24 protein-coding genes and 1 pseudogene are annotated in these 23,181 nt (G+C 62.9%); 10 read left to right on the top strand and 15 right to left on the bottom strand.

From position 1 onward, the window contains the following. Positions 1-14 precede the first annotated feature (14 nt). Complete coding sequence (locus EN859_RS05325; RefSeq protein WP_189501728.1) at positions 15-2,102, top strand: PAS domain S-box protein; 2,088 nt, start codon at positions 15-17, stop codon at positions 2,100-2,102. 134 nt (positions 2,103-2,236) lie between these two features. Here the strand turns inward: EN859_RS05325 and EN859_RS05320 are convergent, their stop codons facing one another. The 6 genes from EN859_RS05320 to EN859_RS05295 all read right to left on the bottom strand — a co-directional run bounded on the left by EN859_RS05320 (position 2,237) and on the right by EN859_RS05295 (position 7,556). Further along, a complete protein-coding gene (locus tag EN859_RS05320) occupies positions 2,237-2,647 on the bottom strand; it encodes a hypothetical protein (protein WP_127852580.1) in 411 nt (136 codons plus the stop codon). Positions 2,648-3,038: 391 nt separating this feature from the next. Continuing rightward, positions 3,039-4,418, bottom strand: coding sequence for a flavin monoamine oxidase family protein (locus EN859_RS05315; RefSeq protein ID WP_127852581.1), 1,380 nt, complete (start codon positions 4,416-4,418; stop codon positions 3,039-3,041). Positions 4,419-4,455: 37 nt separating this feature from the next. Further along, positions 4,456-5,514 (bottom strand): dipeptidase, encoded by a 1,059-nt coding sequence (locus EN859_RS05310; protein WP_127852582.1) that lies wholly within the window; start codon positions 5,512-5,514, stop codon positions 4,456-4,458. A gap of 172 nt (positions 5,515-5,686) precedes the next feature. Continuing rightward, entirely contained in the window at positions 5,687-5,986 is a 300-nt protein-coding gene (locus EN859_RS05305; protein ID WP_127852583.1) for a GNAT family N-acetyltransferase, read from the bottom strand. 3 nt (positions 5,987-5,989) lie between these two features. After that, positions 5,990-6,613, bottom strand: coding sequence for an alpha/beta hydrolase (locus EN859_RS05300; RefSeq protein ID WP_127852584.1), 624 nt, complete (start codon positions 6,611-6,613; stop codon positions 5,990-5,992). 10 nt (positions 6,614-6,623) lie between these two features. Then, a complete protein-coding gene (locus EN859_RS05295; RefSeq protein WP_127852585.1) occupies positions 6,624-7,556 on the bottom strand; it encodes a VOC family protein in 933 nt (310 codons plus the stop codon). Between the two features lie 229 nt (positions 7,557-7,785). Between EN859_RS05295 and EN859_RS05290 the strand changes: the two genes are divergently transcribed. Then, positions 7,786-9,369, top strand: coding sequence for an alkaline phosphatase family protein (locus EN859_RS05290; RefSeq protein WP_127852586.1), 1,584 nt, complete (start codon positions 7,786-7,788; stop codon positions 9,367-9,369). A gap of 91 nt (positions 9,370-9,460) precedes the next feature. On the opposite strand, the pseudogene EN859_RS05285 reads toward EN859_RS05290, so the two are convergent. Then, positions 9,461-10,327: pseudogene (locus EN859_RS05285) on the bottom strand (PRC-barrel domain-containing protein); the annotation flags it as partial. A 262-nt stretch (positions 10,328-10,589) separates the two neighbouring features. Here EN859_RS05285 and EN859_RS05280 point away from each other — a divergent pair. Further along, positions 10,590-11,510 (top strand): diacylglycerol kinase family protein, encoded by a 921-nt coding sequence (locus tag EN859_RS05280; RefSeq protein ID WP_127852588.1) that lies wholly within the window; start codon positions 10,590-10,592, stop codon positions 11,508-11,510. Positions 11,511-11,542: 32 nt separating this feature from the next. On the opposite strand, the gene EN859_RS38010 is transcribed toward EN859_RS05280, so the two are convergent. Continuing rightward, positions 11,543-11,719, bottom strand: a complete 177-nt coding sequence (locus EN859_RS38010; RefSeq protein WP_189501723.1) for a hypothetical protein — start codon at positions 11,717-11,719, stop codon at positions 11,543-11,545. Between the two features lie 151 nt (positions 11,720-11,870). On the opposite strand from EN859_RS38010, the gene EN859_RS05275 reads away from it, so the two are divergent. After that, a complete protein-coding gene (locus tag EN859_RS05275; RefSeq protein ID WP_189501721.1) occupies positions 11,871-13,403 on the top strand; it encodes an HWE histidine kinase domain-containing protein in 1,533 nt (510 codons plus the stop codon). An 82-nt stretch (positions 13,404-13,485) separates the two neighbouring features. Here the strand turns inward: EN859_RS05275 and EN859_RS05270 are convergent, their stop codons facing one another. Further along, positions 13,486-13,947 carry a hypothetical protein gene (locus EN859_RS05270; protein ID WP_127852589.1) on the bottom strand — a complete coding sequence of 154 codons (462 nt, stop codon included), beginning with the start codon at positions 13,945-13,947 and terminating at the stop codon, positions 13,486-13,488. A gap of 12 nt (positions 13,948-13,959) precedes the next feature. After that, entirely contained in the window at positions 13,960-14,286 is a 327-nt protein-coding gene (locus EN859_RS05265; protein WP_127852590.1) for a DUF883 family protein, read from the bottom strand. A gap of 301 nt (positions 14,287-14,587) precedes the next feature. Here EN859_RS05265 and EN859_RS05260 point away from each other — a divergent pair, with 301 nt between their 5' ends. Then, entirely contained in the window at positions 14,588-14,968 is a 381-nt protein-coding gene (locus EN859_RS05260; protein ID WP_245525488.1) for a response regulator, read from the top strand. Between the two features lie 27 nt (positions 14,969-14,995). On the opposite strand, the gene EN859_RS05255 is transcribed toward EN859_RS05260, so the two are convergent. Together EN859_RS05255 and EN859_RS05250 are read right to left on the bottom strand one after the other, a co-directional pair. Then, positions 14,996-15,547, bottom strand: a complete 552-nt coding sequence (locus EN859_RS05255; RefSeq protein WP_127852591.1) for a sigma-70 family RNA polymerase sigma factor — start codon at positions 15,545-15,547, stop codon at positions 14,996-14,998. Between the two features lie 3 nt (positions 15,548-15,550). Then, positions 15,551-15,754 (bottom strand): NepR family anti-sigma factor, encoded by a 204-nt coding sequence (locus EN859_RS05250; protein WP_127852592.1) that lies wholly within the window; start codon positions 15,752-15,754, stop codon positions 15,551-15,553. 221 nt (positions 15,755-15,975) lie between these two features. Between EN859_RS05250 and EN859_RS05245 the strand changes: the two genes are divergently transcribed. Further along, positions 15,976-16,770: a response regulator gene (locus EN859_RS05245; protein ID WP_127852593.1), complete on the top strand. Its 795-nt coding sequence runs from the start codon at positions 15,976-15,978 to the stop codon at positions 16,768-16,770. Positions 16,771-16,786: 16 nt separating this feature from the next. On the opposite strand, the gene EN859_RS05240 is transcribed toward EN859_RS05245, so the two are convergent. From EN859_RS05240 to EN859_RS05230, 3 genes are read right to left on the bottom strand one after another with little or no spacing between them, the layout of a single operon-like run. Beyond that, positions 16,787-19,003, bottom strand: coding sequence for a xanthine dehydrogenase family protein molybdopterin-binding subunit (locus EN859_RS05240; RefSeq protein WP_127852594.1), 2,217 nt, complete (start codon positions 19,001-19,003; stop codon positions 16,787-16,789). Further along, positions 19,000-19,956: an FAD binding domain-containing protein gene (locus tag EN859_RS05235; protein ID WP_348632915.1), complete on the bottom strand. Its 957-nt coding sequence runs from the start codon at positions 19,954-19,956 to the stop codon at positions 19,000-19,002. Before EN859_RS05235 ends, EN859_RS05240 begins: the two co-directional genes overlap by 4 nt. Before the next feature lie 28 nt (positions 19,957-19,984). After that, positions 19,985-20,470, bottom strand: coding sequence for a (2Fe-2S)-binding protein (locus EN859_RS05230; RefSeq protein ID WP_127852596.1), 486 nt, complete (start codon positions 20,468-20,470; stop codon positions 19,985-19,987). Between the two features lie 332 nt (positions 20,471-20,802). Here EN859_RS05230 and EN859_RS05225 point away from each other — a divergent pair, with 332 nt between their 5' ends. The 4 genes from EN859_RS05225 to EN859_RS05215 all read left to right on the top strand — a co-directional run bounded on the left by EN859_RS05225 (position 20,803) and on the right by EN859_RS05215 (position 23,011). Beyond that, a complete protein-coding gene (locus tag EN859_RS05225) occupies positions 20,803-20,970 on the top strand; it encodes a DUF1328 domain-containing protein (protein WP_013529282.1) in 168 nt (55 codons plus the stop codon). Between the two features lie 169 nt (positions 20,971-21,139). Next, entirely contained in the window at positions 21,140-22,174 is a 1,035-nt protein-coding gene (locus tag EN859_RS05220; RefSeq protein WP_127852597.1) for a sensor histidine kinase, read from the top strand. 143 nt (positions 22,175-22,317) lie between these two features. Further along, positions 22,318-22,488, top strand: coding sequence for a hypothetical protein (locus EN859_RS38005; RefSeq protein WP_189501720.1), 171 nt, complete (start codon positions 22,318-22,320; stop codon positions 22,486-22,488). Between the two features lie 280 nt (positions 22,489-22,768). Further along, entirely contained in the window at positions 22,769-23,011 is a 243-nt protein-coding gene (locus tag EN859_RS05215; protein WP_127852598.1) for a YMGG-like glycine zipper-containing protein, read from the top strand. Positions 23,012-23,181 lie beyond the last annotated feature (170 nt).

The following is a 23,181-nucleotide window of genomic DNA, read 5'->3' as shown; positions in this document are numbered from 1 at the left end:
AATGACGGCTGACCATGACTGCTGAAGCAGCACGCACGGATATGCAGGCCGCCCGGCAGGGCGCGGCGATGGCGGCTGTCCGTGTCGTTCGCAGGCTCCGGGAGGCCGGCGACTGGCAGCGCGAGATGGACGCCATCCTTGAAACGCTCTGCGGCGCCATGGATTGCCAGCGCGGCATCCTGTTCCGGTTACGCGAGCTGCCCGGCCAGGGATTCGCCCAGTCGGTCGCGTCCTACTGGATCGACCCCCGATTCGGCGGCGAACTGGCATCGCCGACGGTCATCATGCAGTCGATCGTCAATTCGGATCCGTTGCTGGAACGGTTGGCGGAGGACGAGCGGCAAGGCAAGATCTTCGCCGGACACACGCGCGATCTCGAAGGCTTTCTGAGAGCCGATTTCGAGAAACAGAGCATCAAGTCGTTCCTGTCGGTGTCGGTCTTTGCGCACGGCCATCTGTGGGGCACGCTCGCTGTCAACGACTGTGTCAACGAGCGCGAATGGACCGACGAGGAAGAGGCGACGCTGCACATCGTCGCGCTGGCCATCGGCGACGCCATAGAGCGGTCGCCATCCGACGCCCATGCCAGCGAAGTCATCCGCCGCACCATGCTGCAGGCCTCGCTCGACGCCATCATCGTCATCGACGAGACCGGCTCGATCATCGAATTCAATCCGGCCGCCGAAAAGATGTTCGGCTTCCAGCGCAACGACATCCTCGGCAAGGACCTTCTCGACACGATCGTGCCGGAATACTACCGCAAGGGCTATGCGTCGGGCGCCGAATACATGTCAGGCCGCGGCGCACCGATGGTCGGCCAGCGGCTCGAGACCGTCACCCAGAATGCGGCCGGCGAGATCTTTCCGATCGAGCTGACGGCGACCGAGATGCGGGTCGCCGATCGCCGCCTGATCTTCGGCTCGATCCGCGACCTGCGCGACAAGCTGCGTGCCGAGGAGGAGATCAACCGCCAGCGCGAGAAGCTGCACCAGAACGAAAAGATGGCGGCGATGGGTTCGCTGCTTGCCGGCGTCTCGCACGAGCTGAACAATCCGCTGGCCGTGGTTGTCGCACAATCGACGCTGCTGCACGAATTCGCCTCCGACCCGCAGACCAAGGTCCGCGCCGAGAAGGTGCGTGCTGCTGCCGAGCGCTGCGGCCGCATCGTCAAGAGCTTCCTGTCGATGGTCCGCCTGCATCCCGCGGCCCAGGCCGAGACCGATCTCAATCAGGTGATCCGCGCCGCGCTCGAGGTGACGGCCTATGGCGCGAGATCAAGCGGCATCATCATCGATACCGATCTCGCCAGCGGTCCGCTGCTGGCCATGGCCGATGCCGACCACGTGACGCAGGTGGCCGCCAACTTCCTCATCAACAGCCAGCACGCCCTTGCCGGCGTTGGCGGTGATCGCCGGATCAAGGTCCGGACATTTCGCAGCGATCGCGGCAATCCCGGATTTTCGGTCGAGGACAACGGACCGGGCGTGCCGGAACCGATACGCTCCCGTATCTTCGAATCCTATTTCACCACCAAGCCGGTCGGCGTCGGCACCGGCATAGGCCTGTCGATCTCGAAATCGATCATCGAGCGTCACAACGGCAATATCTGGTTCGAGGAGGTGTTGCCGAGGGGTGCCCGTTTTGTCGTTCAGCTGCCGGCAATCGCCGCCGGCACAGCCGCCGCCGGCGACAGCCCGGCACGGTCGAGCGGATTGCGCCACGCCCTGATTATCGACGACGAGCCGGACGTCGCTGCCTCGCTCTCCGACATTCTCGAATTGATGGGCATCAAGTCGCGGATCGTGCCGTCATGGACATCGGCCGCTGCGACCCTGACCGGCCACATGCCGCCGGACATCGTCTTTTCCGACCTGCGCATGCCCGGCACCAGCGGCATATCAATCTATCGCGAGCTGCTCGCCGAAAAGCCGGCATTGGCGCGGTGCTTCGTGCTGGTCACCGGCGACCTGATTGGCGCCAAGGCCGAGATCGAGGCATTGCCGGCGCAACAGCGGCCGCAAATCCTGGAAAAGCCTTTCAGCACGCTAGATGTCCGCGGCGTGCTCTCGGCAATTGCCGACCAGGTCGCTGCGGAAACCTAAAATCCACTTTGCAAAAAAAGAGGCTCCCGACCGACGAGCGGTGGGAGCCTGACTGAGCGCAAGAGGAGCGCTCGGGGAGGTCCAAGCATGGTCCGAACAATCGGAACCCGTTTTCAGATCATGCTCAGCGGAAATCAAAAAATGTTCGGCGTACTGGTCAGCGGCGCGGCATTGGCGATCATGCGGACCGCGCGGGCCTTGTGCACGCCGGATTGTTCGGCGATGGCGCGCAGGCAGTCCGCACTCTCGGCGCCCCAGGCCTGACCCTTGCAGGCAAAATCGATCTCCGGCATCGGCAGGCGCGCGGTCTTGGTCGTGGTCGGCGCGCCGTCGACGACATTGGCGGGTGGATTCAGCGAGGCGAAGGCCGGGCCAACCGTCGGCGCGAACGCCATGCCGACGAATGCGCAGGCGGCCAGCACCATGAACATCGCCATCGGATGATCGCTGGCGCGTTGGCGCAGCGCCAGCTTTGGGCGCCGGTCGTTGCGCTCCGGGGCCTGGAAGCGGCGGTCATTGTAGGCGGTATGAACTTTTGTAAACATCGCCGTTCCCTTCGTTATCTTTTCTTTTTCTATAAAACGAATTTATTCGCACCTGGTAACGGCCGAATGACGCGCGCAGGCTGACCGTGTAACAGAGAAGCAACAAGAAAACCGGGCATATCCGGGCATATTCGGTCATTAGTGAGCGATCGAGTTCGTTTGCAATGCTGTTTCATGTGCGCGATCAAGATGTTGATTGTGATGCGCAGCAATGCCCGGACCCGACCAGGCGGACTATGAGCAATCTCACACTCGGGAATAAATCGCGGACGCCAGCAAATGGCCGCAAAGTGGTCGAGCGCCACTATTCGGTGAGATCACGCATCTGATCGTCGAGATATCGGGGCAGAATAAACCGCTGATGACATCCCCTGTCTGCACCTCGATCCGCCTACTGCGGATAGAGGTCGGTGATGATCTTTCGTGCGGCAATGCGCCCAGCGATGATCGCGCCTTCGACATAACCCGGAAATGACGGTGACAATTCCGAGGACGCGAAATACACAGGCGGCGCGCCGGCAAGGATGGTTTGCTCGGCGTTCGTCGCCGTCGCATCGACGATGAGATCGCTGTAACCGCCGCCGCTCCAGCGATCACCGGTCCAGTCGCGGTAGCTGAGATCGGTGAAGCCGGCCGCCTCCGTGCCGAGCGCCTCCTCCAGCCGTGCCGCCACCTCTGCGCGCAACGCTGCATCGCCCAGTTCCCGCCAGCGCAGGGCCAGCGGCCCGCCGACAAAGACCACCAGAGCGGCATGGCCATCGTCCCTGCTGACGTCACAGGCAAAAAGCGCCGGCGGGTCGCGCCACATCAGCATGCCGCTCAGCCCCTTGGCGCGCCAGAAGGCAGCGGGATAGCGCACCAGCATCTTGATCACCGCGCCGCTTTGCCAGACGCCGAGGGCTCTTTCCAGGGCAGCCGGCAACGACGGCACGAACTCCAGTTTCGAGGCCATCATCGGCGGCACCGCGACCAGTGCCGCTCGCACCTGGATCGAGCCCGCGGCCAAGATGAGGCGAACCCGTCCCGGCCCCCACTCCATCGTGCTGACCGGCGCATTCAACCGCAGGCGGTCACCGAGATCGCGAGCCAGGTCATCCGCCAGCGAGTGCATGGTTTCGCGCACGAAATACTGCAGCTCCGCCACCTCGTTGGTGATGCGGCGGTCATTGTCGATCAGGTGCCACAGCGGCAGCTTTTCCATCGCCTGGCACCACAGGCCCTCGATCATCGAACGAAAGGCCGCCTTGGCCTCGCCGGGATCATTCTGGCGATCGAGCCATGCGGCGACGGTCAAGCCGGCAATATCAGGATCGTCAGGTGCGATCGCGTTCATGCGGTCGCGGATCGCCATCGAGGCGAGGTAGGTTCGCTCGGCTTCCTTCTTGCTCATCCGCGGCTGGGTGACGAAATCGCCCTCGACATGAGTCTCGACCAGCGTCTTGCCGCGCGCCTTTACCAGCGCCATCAGTTCCGGCATATCCTCGCACAGGAACTGGCCGCCGCTGTCGATCCGCTCGCCAAGCCCGTTCCGCGCGGCTTCGACCCGTCCGCCGACGCGGTCGCGCGCCTCGAGCAGGACGAAATCGACGCCGCCCTTGTTGAATTCATGCGCGGCCGACAGCCCGGTGAAGCCGGCGCCGACGATGACGACATCGGTTCGTTCGATCCGGTGCTTCAATAGCCGGCCTTGATCTTCTCGAACTCGGCGATCATCCGCCGCGATCCTGTCGAGGACTTTATCGATATCATTAAAAACCCGCTCGATCGAAATACTGCCGGTCGCTAGCCATCGAGTCGGGCGACATGCACTAACCGATCGTCTTTTCCAGCACGCCGAGCCAGTTGCGATAGGCGATCTTTTCGATCAGCGCGCGCCCGAAGCCGCGCGCCGCGAGTGCATCGATCAGTTTCGGCAGGCCGGTGACATCGCCGATGACGGCCGGGATCATGGCGCCGTCGAAATCCGAACCCAGGCCGACCCCGTCTTCGCCCAGCGCCTGCAGCAGGGAATCGACATGGCGCACCATGATGTCGAGACCGGTGTCAGCGTTCATCCGGCCGTCCTCGCGCAGAAAGCCGGTGGCGAAGTTCAGGCCGACCATGCCACCCGACTCGCGGATGGCGCCGAGCTGCCAGTCGGTGAGGTTGCGGGAATGGCCGCAGATTGCGTGCACGTTGGAGTGGGTGGCGACCAGCGGCGCGTCGCTGACTGCAGCGACATCGCGAAAGCCCTTCTCGTTGAGATGCGACAGATCGATCATGATCTTCAGCTGGTTGCAGGCTTTGACCAACGCCTTGCCGGCGTCGGTGAGACCAGGTCCGGTGTCGGGCGACGACGGAAAGCGGAACGGCACGCCGTTGCCGAAGGCGTTCGGGCGGCTCCAGACGATGCCGAGCGAGCGCAGGCCGGCCGCATGCAGCACGTCGAGCATGGTGAGCTCCGGGTCGATCGCCTCTACGCCCTCTATATGGAACACCGCCGCGATCGAACCGCGCGCCATGGCGTTCTTCACGTCGCCGCCATTGCGGCAGACGGTGAGCGCCGAAGCCCGCTCCAGCCTGAACAGGATCGAGGCCATGGCGATGGTGGAGGCGAGCGCATCGGCGCGGGGAAGTTCGGGCGGCAGGGGCTCGTCGTCGCTTGGCGCCGGTGGTATCGCGCCGCGCTTGGATTTCTCGACCGGCGGCGGAAAGATCGCGAACATGCCGCCGGCAAAGCCGCCCTTCTTCGCCCGCGGCAGGTCGATATGGCCGCCCGGCGTCCCCTCGATGAACAGCTTTTCGACATCCGCGTCCTTCGACTGATAAAGCCTGAGCAGCGTATCGTTGTGACCGTCGAAGACGGGGACGAGATCGGGTTCGGTCATCAGGGGAGCCATTCGGTTCAAGTGGTGGGCGGAGACGATCCGCAAGTCTGCGCGGTGATATGTCTGTTTAGGCAAGATGGGCGGACTGCGCAAATGCCAGACCGAAACTAGCACTTGTGGCTGTCCGCCTCCAACGACATCCCTGCGCCAGGGCGCCTGGACAAGATCAACCTTACTGCTTCAGCACGTCGGCCCATTCCTTGTGACGACGGAACTGGGCGTTGGCAAACGGACAGAGCGGGATGATCTTCTTGCCTGCCGCGCGCGCATCCTCGACGGCGCGTGTGACGAGACGAAGTCCCGCTCCCTGGCCGCGAAAAGCGTCCGGCACCTCGGTGTGATCGATGATGATCTGGTGTTCGCCGATCTTGGTGAAGGTCATCTCGGCCTCCGCGCCATCCGGCCCGCGCAAGAGATAGCGGCCCTTGGAGCCGCGGTCCTCCAGTTCGATCTCCGGCAATAGCTCAGGCATTGCTTACACTCCTTCAGCCGGCACGGCGGCCAGAAACCGCCGCGCCGCCTCGATCTCGTTGGGACGAACCTCGTGGCCGCCCTCGTGCCATTCCACTGTGACATCGGCACCATCGGCGCGCAAATAGGCATCGAGGCGAGCGGTCAGGTTCGGCGGGCAGATCGGATCGCGCTTGCCAGCGGTGACCAGGATGCGGCGGCCGGCAAGGCTGCCCCTCACCTCCGGTTCGAACGGGATCAGCGGATGCATCAGCACCGCCGTGTCGAACAGCGACGGCGCCGCGAACACCACCGAGGCCAGGATGTTGGCGCCGTTGGAATAGCCGAGGCCGAGCACTGTCGACGGCTTTGCCGCTTCGACATGCGCCTTGACGAACCCGGCCATCTTGTCTGTCGCCCGCGCCAGGTCGCCCATGTCGTAGACGCCCTCGGCAGTACGCCGAAAGAAACGTGCGGCGCCATGTTCCGAGACATCGCCGCGCGGCGAGATGATCGTCGCTTGCGGCGCGAGATCGCGTCCCAGCGACAGCAGCTGGCTCTCGTCGGCCCCGGTGCCGTGGAAGACGAAGAGCAGCGGCCCGCCAGGCGAGCCGGGCAGCAGATTGTGGATGTAAGCGTCCTTGCTCATGACCTGATCCTCAGTCTTCCAACTTCTGCAAGTGCTGTTCGAGATAGGGCCTCAGATGCTGGTGCTGCGTCGGCAGCTTCAGCGCCTCGCCGAGATGGGCGGTATCCTCGTCGCGGTCGAAACCCGGCTCGTTGGTCGAGACCTCGAACAGCACGCCGCCCGGCGTGCGAAAATAGATCGCCCAGAAATAGTCGCGGTCGATCACCGGCGTCACCTGGTAACCAGTATCCATCAGCGCTTTGCGCACTTCGAGCTGCCTGGCGCGGTTCTCGACGGCGAAGGCGACGTGGTGGACGGAGCCGGCGCCGAGATCGGCGAAGGCAGCACCCGGCAGTTGTTCGATGTCGACGACATCGGCGCCGTTGCCGTTCTTCACCGCCAGCCGCCTGATAGTGCCGGACTTGTCGATCTCCTCATAGCCCATAAACTTGAGCAGCTCTTCGGTGGCACCGCCGTCCTTCAGCCGCAGCGACACCGAGTGAAAACCGCGGATCGCCTCATCGGAGGGTATGCCGCCTTTCGCCCATGGCGCACGATGGTCGGCCTTGTTCTCGACCAGTGCAAGCCCGTCGCCATCGGGACCATCGAAGGCAAGCCGCTTCTCGCCGAATGTCTCCTCGCGCGATAGCCCCGTGATGCCCTCATCGGCAAAACGCTTTTCCCAATAGGCGAGCGTGCCTTCGGGCACCGAGAAAACCGTGGTGCCGACCTCGCCGACGCCGTGGCGGCCCTTGCCGATGTTGGGAAACGGAAAATAGGTCATCACCGAGCCGGGCGTGCCGACCGCGTCGGCATAGTAGAGATGATAGACATCAGGTGCGTCGAAATTGACGGTCTTCTTGACCCGGCGCAGACCGAGCTTGCTGGTGAAGAATTCATTATTCTGGCGCGCATCCTTCGCCATGGAGGTGACGTGATGCAGGCCCTTGATCTGGTCGAGCATTTTTCTGCTCCTTCCCTTTGTGTCTTGCGGCCCATGCCGCTGTCCACACCAATATGAGGATGCGCACACGCGAGGCACAGGCAGCAAACACAGAATGGACTGTGCTGTAAAAGCGAACGATGAGCGGGTTTTTGTTCACTATCCGGCAAGTTCGTCAGGCTTGCGTGGCCGCCAAAATTCGGCTCCATGGGCAGCGCACTTCCACACATGTTGCATGAGGATACAGCGATTGGCCGGAAAAGGCAGACGTCCGAATGTTCTACTGATCACCTGCGACCAGTGGCGCGGCGACTGCCTGTCGGCTGTCGGTCACCCGGTGGTGAAAACCCCGAACGCTGACGCGCTCGCTGCCGAGGGTGTTCTGTTTCGGCAGCATTACGGCGGGGCGGCGCCTTGCTCGCCGGCGCGCGCCTGCCTCTACACCGGCCTCCACCAGATGAACAATCGCGTCTGCCGCAATGGCACGCCGCTCGACGCCCGCCACGGCAACATCGCGCTCTCGGCGCGCAGCCTCGGCTATGATCCAACGCTGTTCGGCTATACCGACGTGTCACTCGATCCGCGCCTGCTGGCACCCGGCGACCCGCGGCTAAAGAGCTATGAAGGCGTGCTGCCCGGCTTCACTGCGCGGCAGCTCTTGCCGGAGCACCAGAAACCGTGGCTGTCATGGCTCAAGGCGCGCGGCGTCGATGCCGGCGCCGGCTTTCCCGACATCCACCGTCCGTCGGATGGCGCCTTGCAGGGCAGGATCGACGAGGCCGTCACCAGCGCGCCGCCCATCTATTCGAAGGACGAGACACCGGCTGCTTTCCTGACCGGCGAATTCGTCCGCTGGCTCGGCGAACAGGAGCGCGACACAGCGTGGTTCGCGCATCTTTCCTTCCTCAGCCCGCACCCGCCTTTCGTCGTGCCGGAGCCTTACAACAGGATGTACGATCCCGCCGACGGTCCTGCCTTCCGCCGCGCCGGGAGTTGGCAGGCCGAAGCGGCAAGCCACCCCTACCTGGCTTATGATCTTGACCAGCAGCAGCGGGCAAAATTCCGGCCCGGCGCCGAGGGCAAGGTGCGCGACTGGGGCGACGACAATTTTCGCCGCATCCGCGCGCTCTATTACGGCATGATCTCGGAGGTCGACGCGCAGCTTGGCCGCGTCTGGCGAGCGGTCAAGGCGGTGGATGCGTGGGATGATACTATCGTCGTGCTGACCTCCGATCACGCCGAGATGATGGGCGACCATTTCATGCTCGGCAAGGGCGGCTTCTTCGACGGCAGTTTTCACATCCCGCTGATCATCCGCGACCCGCGCCGAATGGAAGCCTCAGGCTCTGCTTTCGATCACTTCACCGAAGCAGTCGACATCTTTCCGACCGTGCTCGACCTGCTCGATCAGGCCCCACCGCCGCATCTGGATGGCAGATCGCTAAAGCCGTTCCTCGAGAACGAGGCGCCTCGTGATTGGCGCGACGCCGCGCATTGGGAGTTCGATTTCCGCTCGATCGCCGACGGTCATGCCGAAAAGCATCTCGGTATCGCTTCGCGCCAGTGCAATCTCGCCGCTGTCCGCACGGAAAAATTCAAATATGTGCATTTCGGCGGCGGACTGCCGCCGCTGCTTTTCGACTTGGACAAAGATGCGGGCGAGTTGACCAATGTCGCGGCCGATCCGGCCTATCTCACGGTGCGGCTGGAGCTTGCCGAACGGCTGCTCGCCTGGCGGGCCGAACATCTCGACCAGTCGCTGGCGCTTGCCGAACTGACCGAGGACGGCGTTGCCGGCCATGTCGCCGGCCTGCCACACTCTGGTGCGAGATGAGAAAGACCCGCGCCGTTGCCGGTGCGGGTCCTTGTCCGCCAGCGCCGGAGCAGCGGAGTTACTGCGCAGACGAAGGGGGTGGTGCTGTAGTGGATGACGTGGTTGCCGGAGCAGGATCATAAGGCTTGCGGTCGAAATCCGGCTGAGCCATCAGCTCTTCCTTGGTGGTCTGGGCCACCAGCCAGCGGTCGCCATTCTTTTCGGCCCACTGGGCCTTGGCGAAATCATAAGTGACGTTCTTTTCACCGATGCCGAGGAAGCCACCGACGCCGATGACCAGCGATTGCGCCTTGCCCTCCTTGGTCAGGACGATGTCATTGACATCACCGATGTTCTGGGCGTCATCGCCGGTACCGTTATAGACGGTTTCGCCGACGATGTTGCTGGCAAGATTGCCATCGGCGCGAACCACAGGCTCTTTCGGTGCGGCAGGTGCCGGTTCGGCAGGTGCCGGTGCCGTATTTTGCGCGCTGGTTGAAGCCGAAGGCGTGGCCGGCGCCATGGTATCAGTCGACGCAGCCGGCGGAATCGGATCGTAAGGCTTGCGATCGAAAGCCGGCTGAGCTGTCAGTTCATCCTTGGTCGTCGGCGCGACCAGCCAGCGGTCGCCGTCCTTTTCGACCCATTGCACCTTGTTGTAGTCGAAGGTGACATCCTTCGCGCCGATGCCGAGGAAGCCGCCGACGCCGATGACGACGGATTTCGCCTGGCCTTCCTTGTCAAAGACGACATCGCTGACCATGCCGATATTTTCGGCATTGTCGCCTGTGCCATTGTAGACCGACTCACCCAGCGTGTTGCTCATTAGAATGCCCTCGGCGCGCGGTACCGGAGCGGCCGTAGCATTGTCCTGCACGGGCGGCGCCTGCGCTGGTGCCGGCGTTGTCGCCGTCTGTGCATAGACGCCCGTTGCAATCAGCGTTGCAAGTGCGGTTGTGGCAAAAAGAATGCGGGTCATGATCATATCTCCTCGTGCGTGATTGCGTGCACGCTGCGTCCGGTAGAAACCGTCGCCGGGGAGATCGGACGCGGCATGTTTCACATATTCACAACGTTGTGACCACGCTGTTGTTCCTAAAAACGCGTTCCTTAGGCACGTTAGGCACGTGGCCTCCCTATGGATTTCGTCCGATCGCCGGAACTTTTCCCAAACCACATCGTTTCAGCCTTTGGTTGGGGTCAATCCTCGTCCAGGAATTTTGAAGAAACGGAGCGGGGGTATGCGATTTGCTGCGGTGCTGAACCGGGACGGTGGCACCTTTCGTACGACCGATCTCTCCGCTTTCTCCGACAAGATGCGCCAGACGCTCGAGGCAGCCGGCCACTCTGTCGACATCGATATCGCTGCTGGCAAGGATATCGTGGCAAGGCTGGAGAAAACCGCGTTGCGACGCAGCATCGACGTCGTGCTGGCTGGCGGCGGCGACGGTACGGTTTCGGCCGCGGCAGCCCGGCTGATGAACAGCAAGAAGGCCTTGGCGATCCTCCCGGCGGGCACCATGAATCTCTTCGCCCGCGGGCTCGGAATTCCGCAAACCCTCGATGCAGCAATAAAATCCTTCGCTGACGGCGAAGTGATTGCCGTCGATATGGCCAGCGCCAACGGCCGGCCTTTCGTGCATCAATTCTCGATCGGCATGCATGCCAGGATGGTGCAGCTGCGCCAGAGCATGGAATTCGGCTCACGCCTGGGAAAGATGCGGGCCTCCGTACGGGCCGCCTGGGCGACGATCAACAACCCGCCGACCATGAACGTGACGCTGACCGTCGGCGAAGCCGAGATCGTGACGCGCGCGACCGGCATCGGCATCACCAACAATCTGTTTGGCGAGGGTCATTTGCCTTATGCCGACAATCCGGCAGGCGCCGTGCTCGGCATCTATGTCACGGTCGCGCGGCAGCGCAGCGATCTGCTCCGGATCTTCTTCGACATGGCACGCGGCAAATGGCGCGACAACGAACATGTCGAAATCCACCAGGCCGGCAGGGCGGTTCTGAAGATCCGTTCGGCAAGCAGGAAGTTCCGCGCCGTCATGGACGGCGAACTAGCTAAGCTCGATCGCGAAACGACAATCCAGTCTCATCCTGGCGCGTTGAATGTACTGGTTCCGGCGCGCGCGGCACAGGCAAAGGCAGCGTGATGCAATCCCAAGAAGCCGTGAGACCGGCGGATTCAGCCCTTGGGTATCTGCTCCTGGCTGGCGGGCGTGTTCGTCTGGATCATCTCACCATAGATTTCGGCGGCGCCCCAGGCGACGAATGCCAGAAGCAGCGCGGCGATCAGAATGCGCAGCAGATGCCGTCCCCAGCGTCCCTGGCGGGCCTTGTCGGTAGGAATGATCTTGACCATGATCGGCCTCTTTGTTGTTTGGCGCCGGCAAGCGTGTCTGGCAAGATATGGCCGCGTAACGACTTATCGCAGCGAAGGTTCCGTACTCGGAGGGCAACGGCAAACGGCGGCCTGGCGGCGAATACTGCCAGGCGAGGCATTTGGGGGCTCGGTGGATAACAGGCTAGAGAAAACGCAGGGCCTGCCGGTCGCTGTGCTTGACGCGGTAAGAGCGGAAGACCGGCTTGCCATGATTCACCATCTCGACGCATTCGACATGGCGGCCGATCCGGACTTCGATCGCATCAGCGGCCTTGCCGCCGCGATGATGCGAACGCCTATCGCACTGGTCACGCTGCTCGGTGCCGAGCGGCAGTGGTTCAAGTCCCGTGTCGGTCTGGATGAGACCGAAACCGCGACCGACATATCGTTTTGCGCCCATGCGATTGCTGCCGGCGACGGCCCGATGGTGGTGATCGATGCCACCGTCGATCCTCGCTTTTCGGGCAATCCGCTGGTCACGGGCGAAAAGCACATCCGCTTCTATGCGGGCGCGCCGGTGGTGGTCGCCGGTGCCAGGATCGGGACGCTCTGCGTGCTCGACCGAAAGCCGCATGCGTTTCCATCGGCCGCCAAGCTTGGGCAATTGAAGGCACTGGCCGACCTCGCCGGCAGCCTGTTCATGCTCAAGGACGCCACCCGCAACGGCGCCATGGTCGAGGCTGCGCTCGCTCGCGAGGAAAAGCGCCGCGCCATCGCGCTCGACGCCGCCTCGCTCGCCAGCTGGGCATGGGATATCCGCACCGACATGATCGAATGCGATGTGCTTTTGTCCGAACTGTTCAACCTGCCGCGCTCAAACCGGCTGAGGGCACGCGACATCCTGACCGCCATCGACCCGCGCGATGTCTACCAGACCGAGACGCGCTTTCGCGACGCACTGACCGGCAGCGACGACTATCTTGGCGAGTATCGGGTCAAAGGCATCAATCCGCCGCGATGGATCGCCACGCGCGGACGTGTCATCGAGCGCGACGGCGAGGGCAAGCCGACGCTGATCTTCGGCGTCAATTATGACATCACCGAACGCAAGCTCGGCGACGAGCGGCAACGGCTGTTGCTGCGCGAGCTGAATCACCGTGTCAAGAACACGCTGGCGACGGTGCAGGCGCTGGCGACGCAGACCGTTCGCCACGCCCGCCAGCCAAGCGAATTCCTCGAAGCCTTTGGCGCCAGGCTGCAGGCGTTGGGCGTCGCGCACAACCTGCTGTCCGACCGCGAGTGGCGCGGCATCGGCATCAGCGAGCTCGTGCAGATCGAGGTCAAGCCGTTCGACACCGCTGAGCACCCCCGCATGGCGATCTCCGGCGTCGACCTCCTGCTTTCGCCCGACCAGGCGGTAGGGCTCGGCCTGATCTTGCACGAACTGGCCAGCAACGCCTTGCAATACGGATCGCTGTCCGTGGCCTCAGGCAGGGTCGATCTCGACTGGAAGGCGCAAGGCAGGAGAGGCGCGAGGCGCCTGGTGCTGACCTGGCGTGAAAGCGGCGGCCCGCAGGTGGAGCCGCCCGACCGCCATGGCTTCGGCTCGATCCTGATCCGCCGCAGCCTGGCCAAGGTCATCTCCAGCGAGGTGACCCACGAATTCCGCCCGGAAGGCGTGTTTGCCGAAATATCGATGCCGCTGGAAGATCTGTCCAAGTGACGGACCCGGTCCATGATCCCGAACCGAAAGGCCGCGCCAGCGAAAAGTGGGAACCGGTCTTCGGAAAAGACCACGGTCAAAACTAGTCAGCTTCGCCATCCGGATCGTCGGAACCGGGCTTCACGTTCTCGCGGTAGATGGCGTAGGCAGCGAGTGCAATCGCCGGGCCGAGAACAACGCCCAGGCCGCCTTTGCCCTTGAGCAGTGCCGGTAGCACGGCGAGCGCCGCCGCGATGCCGATCGCCTTTATGTCGGCATTGCGCCTGCGCGCCCGGCGCCGGGCGCGGGCGCCGGCCGATAGCTGATAGACAAGCAGGATAAGCCCGGCGACCACAAGGAAGCCGACACCGAAGCCAAGGCACGCCGCCATCGGTCCATAGCGGCTTGCCGCCTCGATGTAAGCCGCCCCGACGAGGAAGCCGAGGCCGCACAACGCTGCCAGCGCGGCGAGCACATAAACGATTGCCGCCGTGCGCGCCCGGCGCAGCGCTGCAACGGTTTCACCCGAGGCGAGGTTCGAGAGTAGCGATGCCAGTGTCCCCATCTTCGGCGGGGACTAGCGTCGCGCCAAAAGCGCAAACAGAAAGCCGACACCTGCCGCAATCGCCAGCGACGTTACCGGCCTTTCGCGCACGTTCGCCGCCATTTGGGCCTCGATGTCCTTGGCGTTGCTACGCAGGCTGTCGAAAGCTGCTTCGCCCTGGGCGCGCAATTGTTCGACGCCTTCTGCGGCAGCACGCCGCGCCGTTCCGTAACCGTGTTCGCCGGTCTTGGCCAACTGCTTGGTGAGCTTTTCGATATCGGCCTTCAATTGCCTGATATCGGCTTCGAGGTCCGGAGTCGTCCGGCTTTCGTTCGCGGTTTTTCCTGTGGCAGTCGCCATTGCCTAACTCCTTGCGTTTGCTTGATTTCAAACGCCCGATACACACCAAGGTTCCGAACAAGCATCGCGAGATCTCGAAATCGGAACGACCCCTGAGAATGACCCATGAAAGCGTGTTTTTCCACATATGGGTCCCGCCCGCCGCGGAAAATGCCTTGTTCGACTCTCCTCGAAAAGATCGATCGAGCGTCCCACCATTAGCGACGTGCCTTTCTTTTTTAAATGACAGGATGCCAAATAGCTTTAAATGAGATGCCAAATCGCGCTCATGGCTCCCGGCGTTTCAAGGAGACATTGCCACGTGCCCCCATTGCTTGACGGATTGCGAATTCTTGTCCTCGAGGATGAATTCCTCATCGCCATGGATGTGGAGCAGCTCTGCCGCGACTACGGCGCCGGCGACGTGGTCGTCGCCCGCGATCTGGCGGAGGTCGATCGGCAAGGTTTTGTTGCGCAATTCGACGCCGCCATTGTCGACCTCATGGTGGGCGGCGCTTCGACGCTCGATTTCGCCTCGCGGCTGCGCGAATCGGGCAAGCCGTTCATCTTCGCCTCGGGTTATTCGGACGCCGACGAAATCAAGGCGTCCTTTCCGGGGATCAGATTGGTCACCAAGCCCTATTCGGGAGACGATCTCGTCGAGGCGGTGGCGGCGGCCTGCGGGCGCGGACCCATCATTTGAAGCGCGATCCTGCCCGAAAATCAGGCATCAGGCGGCATTCGACCCGGTCACCTGAGCCGAGATGGCGTCCGGGCCGTATTCGTCTTCGCCGGAGATCTTCAGGATTTCCTGCAGCCGCGTGCGGGCGCGGCTGACGCGGCTCTTGATCGTGCCGACCGCACAGCCGCAGATCTCGGCGGCCTCCTCGTAGGAAAAGCCCGATGCGCCGATAAGGATGATGGCTTCGCGCTGGTCCTCGGGTAATTGCTCGAGTGCGCCGCGAAAATCCTTGAGGTCGAGTTGGCCGTGCTGTGCCGGATGAACGGCAAGCCTGGCCGTCATGATGCCGTCGCTGTCCTGCACCTCGCGGCCGCGCTTGCGCATCTGTGAGTAAAATTCATTGCGCAGGATGGTGAACAGCCATGCCTTGAGATTGGTGCCCGGCTGAAAGCTTTCATGCTTGTCCCAGGCCTTGACCAGCGTTTCCTGCACCAGATCGTCGGCCTTGTCGGCGTTTTGCGTCAGCGACACTGCAAAAGCCCGCAGACTCGGGATCGAGCCGAGCAGATCGGTCTTGAAGCCCTGGGAGACGACCGCCATGCTTCAATCCCTTTTCTGTACGGGTTCGGCCTGTTCCAGCTGACTGAGCAGTTGGGCGAAGCGGTCCGGTACATGATCGGAGACCAGCTCGTCGTAATATTGCTTGAGTTTGCGGCCTATTTCCGAGTTCGGCCCAAGTGGGTCGCCCGAGGCAGCGCGGCGCCTGGTTGCGGCGCCAGCCGTGGTATCTTTCGTCATGTCCTTCATTTCGCCCTTTATTTCCAGTACCCGAGCCGCCCTACTGCACAGCACAAAGCGACACCCTCGTCTGGTTGCCCATCCCAGCTTCCAACGCCGTCCTCTTATATTAGTTCCAAAAGGATCGGAACTTTTTCGGAAAGCCGGCGTTTGTGTGCTTGGGGTTTCTAATTGGCAGGGCTTACAATCGGCTAGACCTATGCAACTGCGTCATCTGAGGGAGACGTCTTATGAGCTTGTCTGCAACCATCGCTCCGCACCTGCCGCTCCTGCGCCGCTTCTCGCGTGCCGTTTCCGGATCGCAGGAGAGCGGCGACGCGCTGGTCGCCGCGATGCTCGAAGCCATCATCGCCGACGTCGACATCTTTCCCGAAGCTTCGAGCGACCGCATCGCCCTCTATAAGGTTTTCGCCAGGCTTTTCACGTCGGTTGCCATCCGTGTCCCGCAGGAACATGCGCAATCGGCGTGGGAGCAGCGTGCCGCCGCCAATCTGAATGCGATCGCACCACGCCCCCGCCAGGCCTTCCTGCTGGTCGCGGTCGAAGGCTTCAGCGAAGACGAGGCGGCGGAGATTCTCGACGCCAGTGGCCAGGAATTCTCCGAACTCCTTGCCCAGGCGAGCAACGAGATTTCCCGCCAGGTGGCAACGGACGTGCTGATCATCGAGGACGAGCCGCTGATCGCAATGGACATCGAGGAAATGGTCGAGAGCCTTGGCCACCGCGTCGTCGGAACGGCGCGCACCCATGCCGAGGCAGTGGCCATGTTCGGCAAGACGCGGCCAAAGATGGTGCTGGCCGACATCCAGCTTGCCGACGGCAGTTCGGGCATCGATGCGGTGAACGAGATCCTGTCTTCCACGCCGGTGCCCGTGATCTTCATCACCGCCTTTCCTGAGCGCCTCCTGACCGGCGAGCGGCCGGAACCGGCTTTCCTCGTCACCAAGCCGTTCAATCCGGACATGGTCAAGGCCCTGATCAGCCAGGCACTGTTCTTCGATCGGCAGGCGAAGGCCGCCGCATAGCACCTGGCTCAAGCCCTCACAGCAGTTTTTCCGGCGTGATCGGCAACTCCCGGATTCGCTTGCCTGTAGCGTCGAAGACGGCGTTGGCCACCGCTGCGGCAACGCCGGTGGCGCCGAGCTCGCCGATGCCCTTGCCGCCAATCGGGCTTGCATGCTCATCCACCTCGTCGACGAAGTGGATTATGATATCGCCGGGAATGTCGGCGTTGACCGGAATGGCCACCCCGGAGAGGTTCTTCGACAGGAACCGCCCAAGCATGGGTTCGTGCTTGCTCTGCTCCATCGCCGCCATGCCCCACCCCCAGATGATGCCGCCCGTCATCTGGCTTCGTGCGGTGCGGGGATTGATAATACGGCCAGCGCTGTAGCTACCCACCGCGCGCCGAAGCCTGAGCAGGCCGAGCCCCGGATCGACGCCGACCTCCATGAAGATCGCGCCGAAGGTGCGCATGGCAAGGCCTTTGCCGTGCTGCGCCGGATCGAACGAGCCGGAACCGATGACCTCGCCGACATCGGTATGGTGCATCACGTCGGCGATCGTCTGACCGCCGGCAACGCCTTTGCGGCGAATATGGCCGTCTTGCATCTCCACTTTGTACGGCAGCAGATTGGCAAGACGGGCAAGCTGCGAACGTGCATCTTCGGCGGCGGCGAGCACAGCCGCGCCCACCCCCTTGGTCGATGATGAGCCATAAGTCGGCCCCGCCTCCGGCAGCTGTGTATCACCCATTTCCAACTCCACCTTCTCCATCGGCAGGCCCAGCACATCGGCTGCGATCTGCGGAAAGATGGTGAGTGTTCCGGTCCCTATGTCCTGGGTGCCGGTGCGGACGAGCACCGTACCGTCCCTGTGCAACCTGACCTCGGCTGCAGGTGTCGGGTTGCGAAAACAGCCCATGCTGCAGGTCGCCATGCCGTAGCCGATCAGCCAATCGCCGTCGCGCTGCGGCTCGCGCGGCCGCTCGCGCCAGCCGAACAGTCGGGCGCCTTCTTCATAAGCCTCGCGCAGCTTCTTTGATGACCAGGGCCGGCCCGTGGCCGGATCTGTGTCCGCATGGCTGACCAGACGCAGGTCGAGCGGATCGATGACGAGGCGGTGGGCGAGCTCGTCCATCGCGCTTTCGAGCGCCCAGGTGCCCGGGCCCTCGACCGGCGCGCGCATCGGCGTCGGCATGGCGACGTGTGCGCGCTCCACGCGCTGCCTGAGACGCATGGCCGGCGTGGCGTAGAGACCCTTCGAGGCTTCGGTGGCGAACTCGACGAAATCGTCGGTCACGGTGGTCAGGTTGACCACGTCCTGTTGCATGGCGGTCAGCTTGCCCGACCTGTCCGCCGCCAGCACAATCTTCTGTGCCATGCGCGGCTGGTAGCCGAGGCAGGAATAGGCATTGGCACGGCTGAGCGCCAGCCGGACCGGACGCCCCGTGATGCGCGCCGCGGCGGCGGCCAGCACCTGATGCGGCCAAATCCATCCCTTGCCGCCGAAGCCACCGCCGGTATGCCGGGAAATCACCCGAACCTTCTCGACCGGAATATTCATGCGGGCGGCAAGCACCTGGCGGACACCATAGACGTGCTTGGTGGCGTCGTGCAGCGTCAGTTCGCTGTCATTCCATTCGGCGAGTGTCGCCGAGGGCTCCATGGCGTTGTGATGACGCGACGGTTGCAGGTAGACGGCTTCGACCGTGGCGGCCGCATTCGCAAGCCCATCGTCGATTTCGCCCTTCGAAAACGTCGGCTCCACGAACAGGAACCCGCTCTCCTTCGGCTCGACAGCAGCCTTGTCGATGGCCGTCCAGTCAGCCGCCACCGGCAGCTCAGCGTCGCCACGCTCGTAGTGCAGCCGGACGCGGTGGGCACCGGCTTCCGCCGCCTCCAGCGTCCCGCCCAGCACAATGGCAACCGGCTGGCCTTCGTGACGTATCTCGTCGCCCTGCATGGGCATGAAGCTCTGCGCCACCGGCGGCCCCTCCGGGGCCTCGGTATCGGCGCCCGGCCTTGGCGAGGTGAACCGGCCGAATTTGGGCATGTCCTCATGCGTGAGCACACGCACGACACCTTTCTCTGCGAGCGCGTCGTCGACGGCGATCGACGTCACGCGGCCGACGGGAATGGTTGCGGTCACAAGCACTGCGTGGAGCAGGTCGGCGGCTGAATAGTCGGCCGCATAGCGGGCGCAGCCGGTAACCTTGACCCGGCCGTCGGTGCGGGAAACAGGCTGGCTGATCATCATGACGGCATCCTCGCTGCTTTCTCGATCGCCCGCAAAGCGGCGTTCTTGGCCAGTTCGATCTTGTAGGCGTTCTGCGACAAGGGACGCGCTTCGACGAAGGACTGCTCTATGGCGGCGCTCAGGGCGTCCCGATCGCCGATGTCGGCGCCGGCGAGCTGCTCCTCAGCGGCGATCAGGCGCCACGGCCGAAGCGCGACGGAACCGAGCGCCAGCCCAGCCCGACGGATGGTTCGGCCGTTCATCTCCAGCACCGCGGCGGCGGCGACGATCGCATATTCGTAGGATTCGCGCTCGCGCACCTTGAGGTAGGCTGATCGCGGGGCAGGCGCCGGAAGTTCGATTGCCGTGACCAGCTCGCCATGCTGCAACACATTGTGTGCCTCGGGCCGCGTGTCGGGAAGCAGGTGGAATTCCGCTGCCGGAATGCGCCGGCCGCCGCTGCTGTGCGCCGTGACGATGACCGCATCAAGCGCCGCCAGCGCCACCGCCGGGTCGGATGGCTGGGTGGCGACGCAATCTTCGGTCCAGCCGAATATTGCGTGATTGTCGTTGATGCCATGCAATGCCGAGCAGCCGGAGCCCGGCTCACGCTTGTTGCAAGGCAGCTCCTCTTCGGCCCGGAAATAGGCACAGCGCGTCTTCTGCAGCAGATTGCCGCCTATCGTTGCGAGGTTTCTCAGCTGCGGCGATGCCGCGTTGAGGATCGCCTGGCTCAACACCGGGTAATCGCGCATGACCAGCGCGTGCTGCGCGACATCGTTGAGGTGCGTCAGTGCGCCGATCTTGAGGCCGCCGCCAGCCAGTGCCTCGATTTGATCGAGACCATCGAGGCGGGAGATGTCGATGATCCGCGTCGGCTCGGCAATTCCAAGGCGCAGCCAATTGAGCAATTCGGTGCCGCCGGCGAGGAAGGCATAGTCCGGCGCTGCACCGGCCGCGATCGTTTCGCCCAGGCTATCGCGCGCGCATAAACGAATGGGGTCATTGGCTCGCCCTCCCCGCCGCTGCGCGCACCGCCTCGACGATTTGCGGATAGGCCGAGCAACGGCACAAATTGCCGCTCATCCATTCGCGGATCTCCGCATCGGAGCTGGTATGGCCCTCCTCGATCAGCGCCGCCGCCGACATCACCTGTCCGGGGGTGCAGAATCCGCACTGGAAACCATCATGGTCGATGAAGGCCTGCTGTACAGGATGAAGCGCATTGCCGTTTGCCAGGCCTTCGATCGTCGTGACCTCGCGTCCCTCGGCGGACACGGCAAGTATCATGCAGGCATTCACACGCTGTCCGTCGAGATGCACGGTGCAGGCGCCACACTCGCCGAAATTGCATCCCTTTTTCGTTCCGGTCAGTTGAAGCCGCTCGCGCAACAGGTCGAGCAGCGTGACGCGGGGATCGAGATCGGAAAGGCTGTGGTCCTCGCCGTTCACCCGCAATCTCAGTAGGTGCCGATCGTGGAAGTTCATTTGGGGTACCTCGAGAGCAAATGCCGTCCTCGCCACAGGGACTCGTCCAGCAAGCAGCCGCCCACCCGTCGAGGCGAGATAGTGCGGTCGATTTCCGGGAAAAGCCGCTGTCAGCCATAGAAAAAAAATTTCTGTGAGCCCAAGACCCGTGTCGCCGCAAAAAGCCCGATTGCTGCGTCGCCACGGCGCTGCGATTCAAGTCGAGCCGAATGATTTCCAGGGCCGAATGATTTCCATGGCCGAATGATTTCCAGGGATCGTCTTTTTCAGCAAAAAGTGGAACAAACGGCAACGAACCACGTTTTTACCGCACTATTTGAAGGAGATGGATCATGCTCTACTGGGCGCTCGTATTCCTCGTTGTGGCGATCATAGCCGGCGCGCTTGGTTTCGGCGGCATCGCGGGCACTTCGGCCGGCATAGCACAGATACTCTTCTTCATCTTTCTCGCCTTCCTGGTCATCTCGCTTCTTGCCGGGTTGTTCAAACGGGCATCGTGAAGATCAGGCGCGGCCGAACACTGGAAGCCGCACCCCTCAAACGGTTTCCAGCCACCGCCGGGCGGTGTCCTCCAACGGGATGCCGCTCGGCGGACCGCTTTAGGGGACCCGTTTCAGGAACCCATTTCGCAGTTAGCCGTTCAGCCTGAATTCGATGGCAAAGCGATCTATGCGTTCCAGAGCGGGAGACATGAGCAACAGCGGGCAAAGCGACGAGTTCGTCGCTTTGCACCCGGCGGAAAGCGGAATGCAGTTTGGTCGGGCCCTTCTCCACGCGCTGCACAACGCCGGCATTTCCGTTCTCTATCAGGACCGCGAGATGAAAACGATCTGGGCGCGCAACATGCGCGCGCCCTGGACGTCCGATGGTGCGGACAGCAACGACATATTGCCGGCGGCGCAGGCAGAGCGCATCGGTGCGGCCAGGCACAACGTCGTTGCATCCGGCAATCCGGAACGCCTTGAGCTCAGCGTTCCCGCCGACGACGGCGTCCGCTGGTTCCAGGTATGGATCGATGCCGATCATGGCGACGGCGGCGCGGTGCAGGGGGTGGTAACCACTATGGTTGAAACAACCGAGCAGAAGCGGCGCGAGCAGACCCTGAAGACGCTGCTGCGCGAGGTCAGCCACCGCTCGAAGAACCTTCTGGCCATTATCCAGAGCATCGCCACCCAGACCGGCCGCTATTCGGACACGCTCGGTGATTTCCTGACGCGCTTTCGCGGCCGGTTGCAGTCGCTTGCCTCGTCACAGGATCTGGTGACGTCGTCCAACTGGCGGGGGGCGGCACTTCGCGAGCTCGTATCGGGCCAGGTCGGCCGCTACGGCGCCGATCCCCTGCGCAGCCTGCGTTTCCGCGGCGAGAATCCATATCTCAATCCAAATGCAGCCTTGCATATCGGCTTGGCTATGCATGAATTGGCCGTCAATTCCGTGAGTTACGGCGCCCTGTCGCGACCGGACGGCTTCGTCGAGGTGACAGCCGATCTGACGGCCGCCCATGCCGGCGAACCGGCCTTGTCGCTGACATGGGCAGAAGCCATCGGTGCCAACGACAACCGGCGTAACGAAAAGCGCTTTGGCAGCGTTGCGCTCGAGCGCGTCGTGCCGACATCGTTGAACGGCACGGCTACACTTGAAATCGCAGGCGGCCGCCTCGAATACCGGCTCATCGTTCCTCGCGGCAATTTCGAGACGGATTGAGCGAATGACGAAGGCGATCGCCCAACCTTTAACCGGCTGTTCACCATAAAGGCCGATGCTGTTGCCCCCAAGGAGCCGCCAGAAATTGCCGATGCACCGGACGCTTCGGCCGCGGTTTGCGGCGCAGAACGGGAGGAGTGGTCTTGACGGTTGCCGATATGAACAGGCTGGAGCAGGCCGCCCGTGTCTCGATGGGTGGCTTCCAGGATCCTGAAGCATCTGCCTCGCCGCGCAGCTCGCATCCGTCGCTTCGCTCCACAGTCATCACCCTGGCCGCGCTCGTCCTGCTGATCGCGGTATTGCATCCGGGCTGATCGAGCATCCAGGCAGGTTTTTGCAGGTTGCACCGCCGAGCGGCCTTTTGCCTTGACGGATGTACAGGGTCGCGCTCCGCACATCATGGCCAGTTGCCTTGCCGTCGATCCGGCAATGCGTCCCTGGAGGTTTCCAAACCCTATGGTTGCATCGAGCGGCTCACGCCTCGAAAAAGACTATCTCAACCAACAATGAATTCGAGCGGGCAAAGGCCATTATTTCATGTTAGATGACGGCTGGAACTTACTGAAGTGAGGACACAAAGTGAGGAGTGACTTTATGCGGAAGATGATTATTGCCATGGTTGCCGTGGTCGCCGTCAGCGGTTGCAGCACAACCGAGCAGGACGTCGGCGTCGGCGCCGGTGTCGGCGCGCTGGCCGGCGGCCTGATCGGCGGCGGGAAGGGTGCGCTCATCGGCGCAGCCGTCGGTGCCGGTTCCGGTCTGCTGGTACGCAACCTGCGCAATGGCTATTGCCAATACCGCGACAACCGCGGCCGTCTCTACACGGCCCGCTGCTGATCCGTTCCAGACGCATCAGTCAATCGAAGCGGAGACCGGATCATCCGGTCTCCGCTTTGTTTGTAACTTCGTCAATGATCCGCTTTCGGCGTCTCGCCATGAAGCTAGAGCATTTGCAGCCAAATGGAATCATTTGGCGTCAGCATAAATGCGGCAAAAACAAATAGTTA

It is taken from the genome of Mesorhizobium sp. M00.F.Ca.ET.216.01.1.1 (assembly GCF_004010325.2).
In the GTDB taxonomy this organism is placed as follows: domain Bacteria; phylum Pseudomonadota; class Alphaproteobacteria; order Rhizobiales; family Rhizobiaceae; genus Mesorhizobium.
Note: the sequence above shows the minus strand (reverse complement) of the source record. Positions and strands in the feature narration are given on the sequence as shown.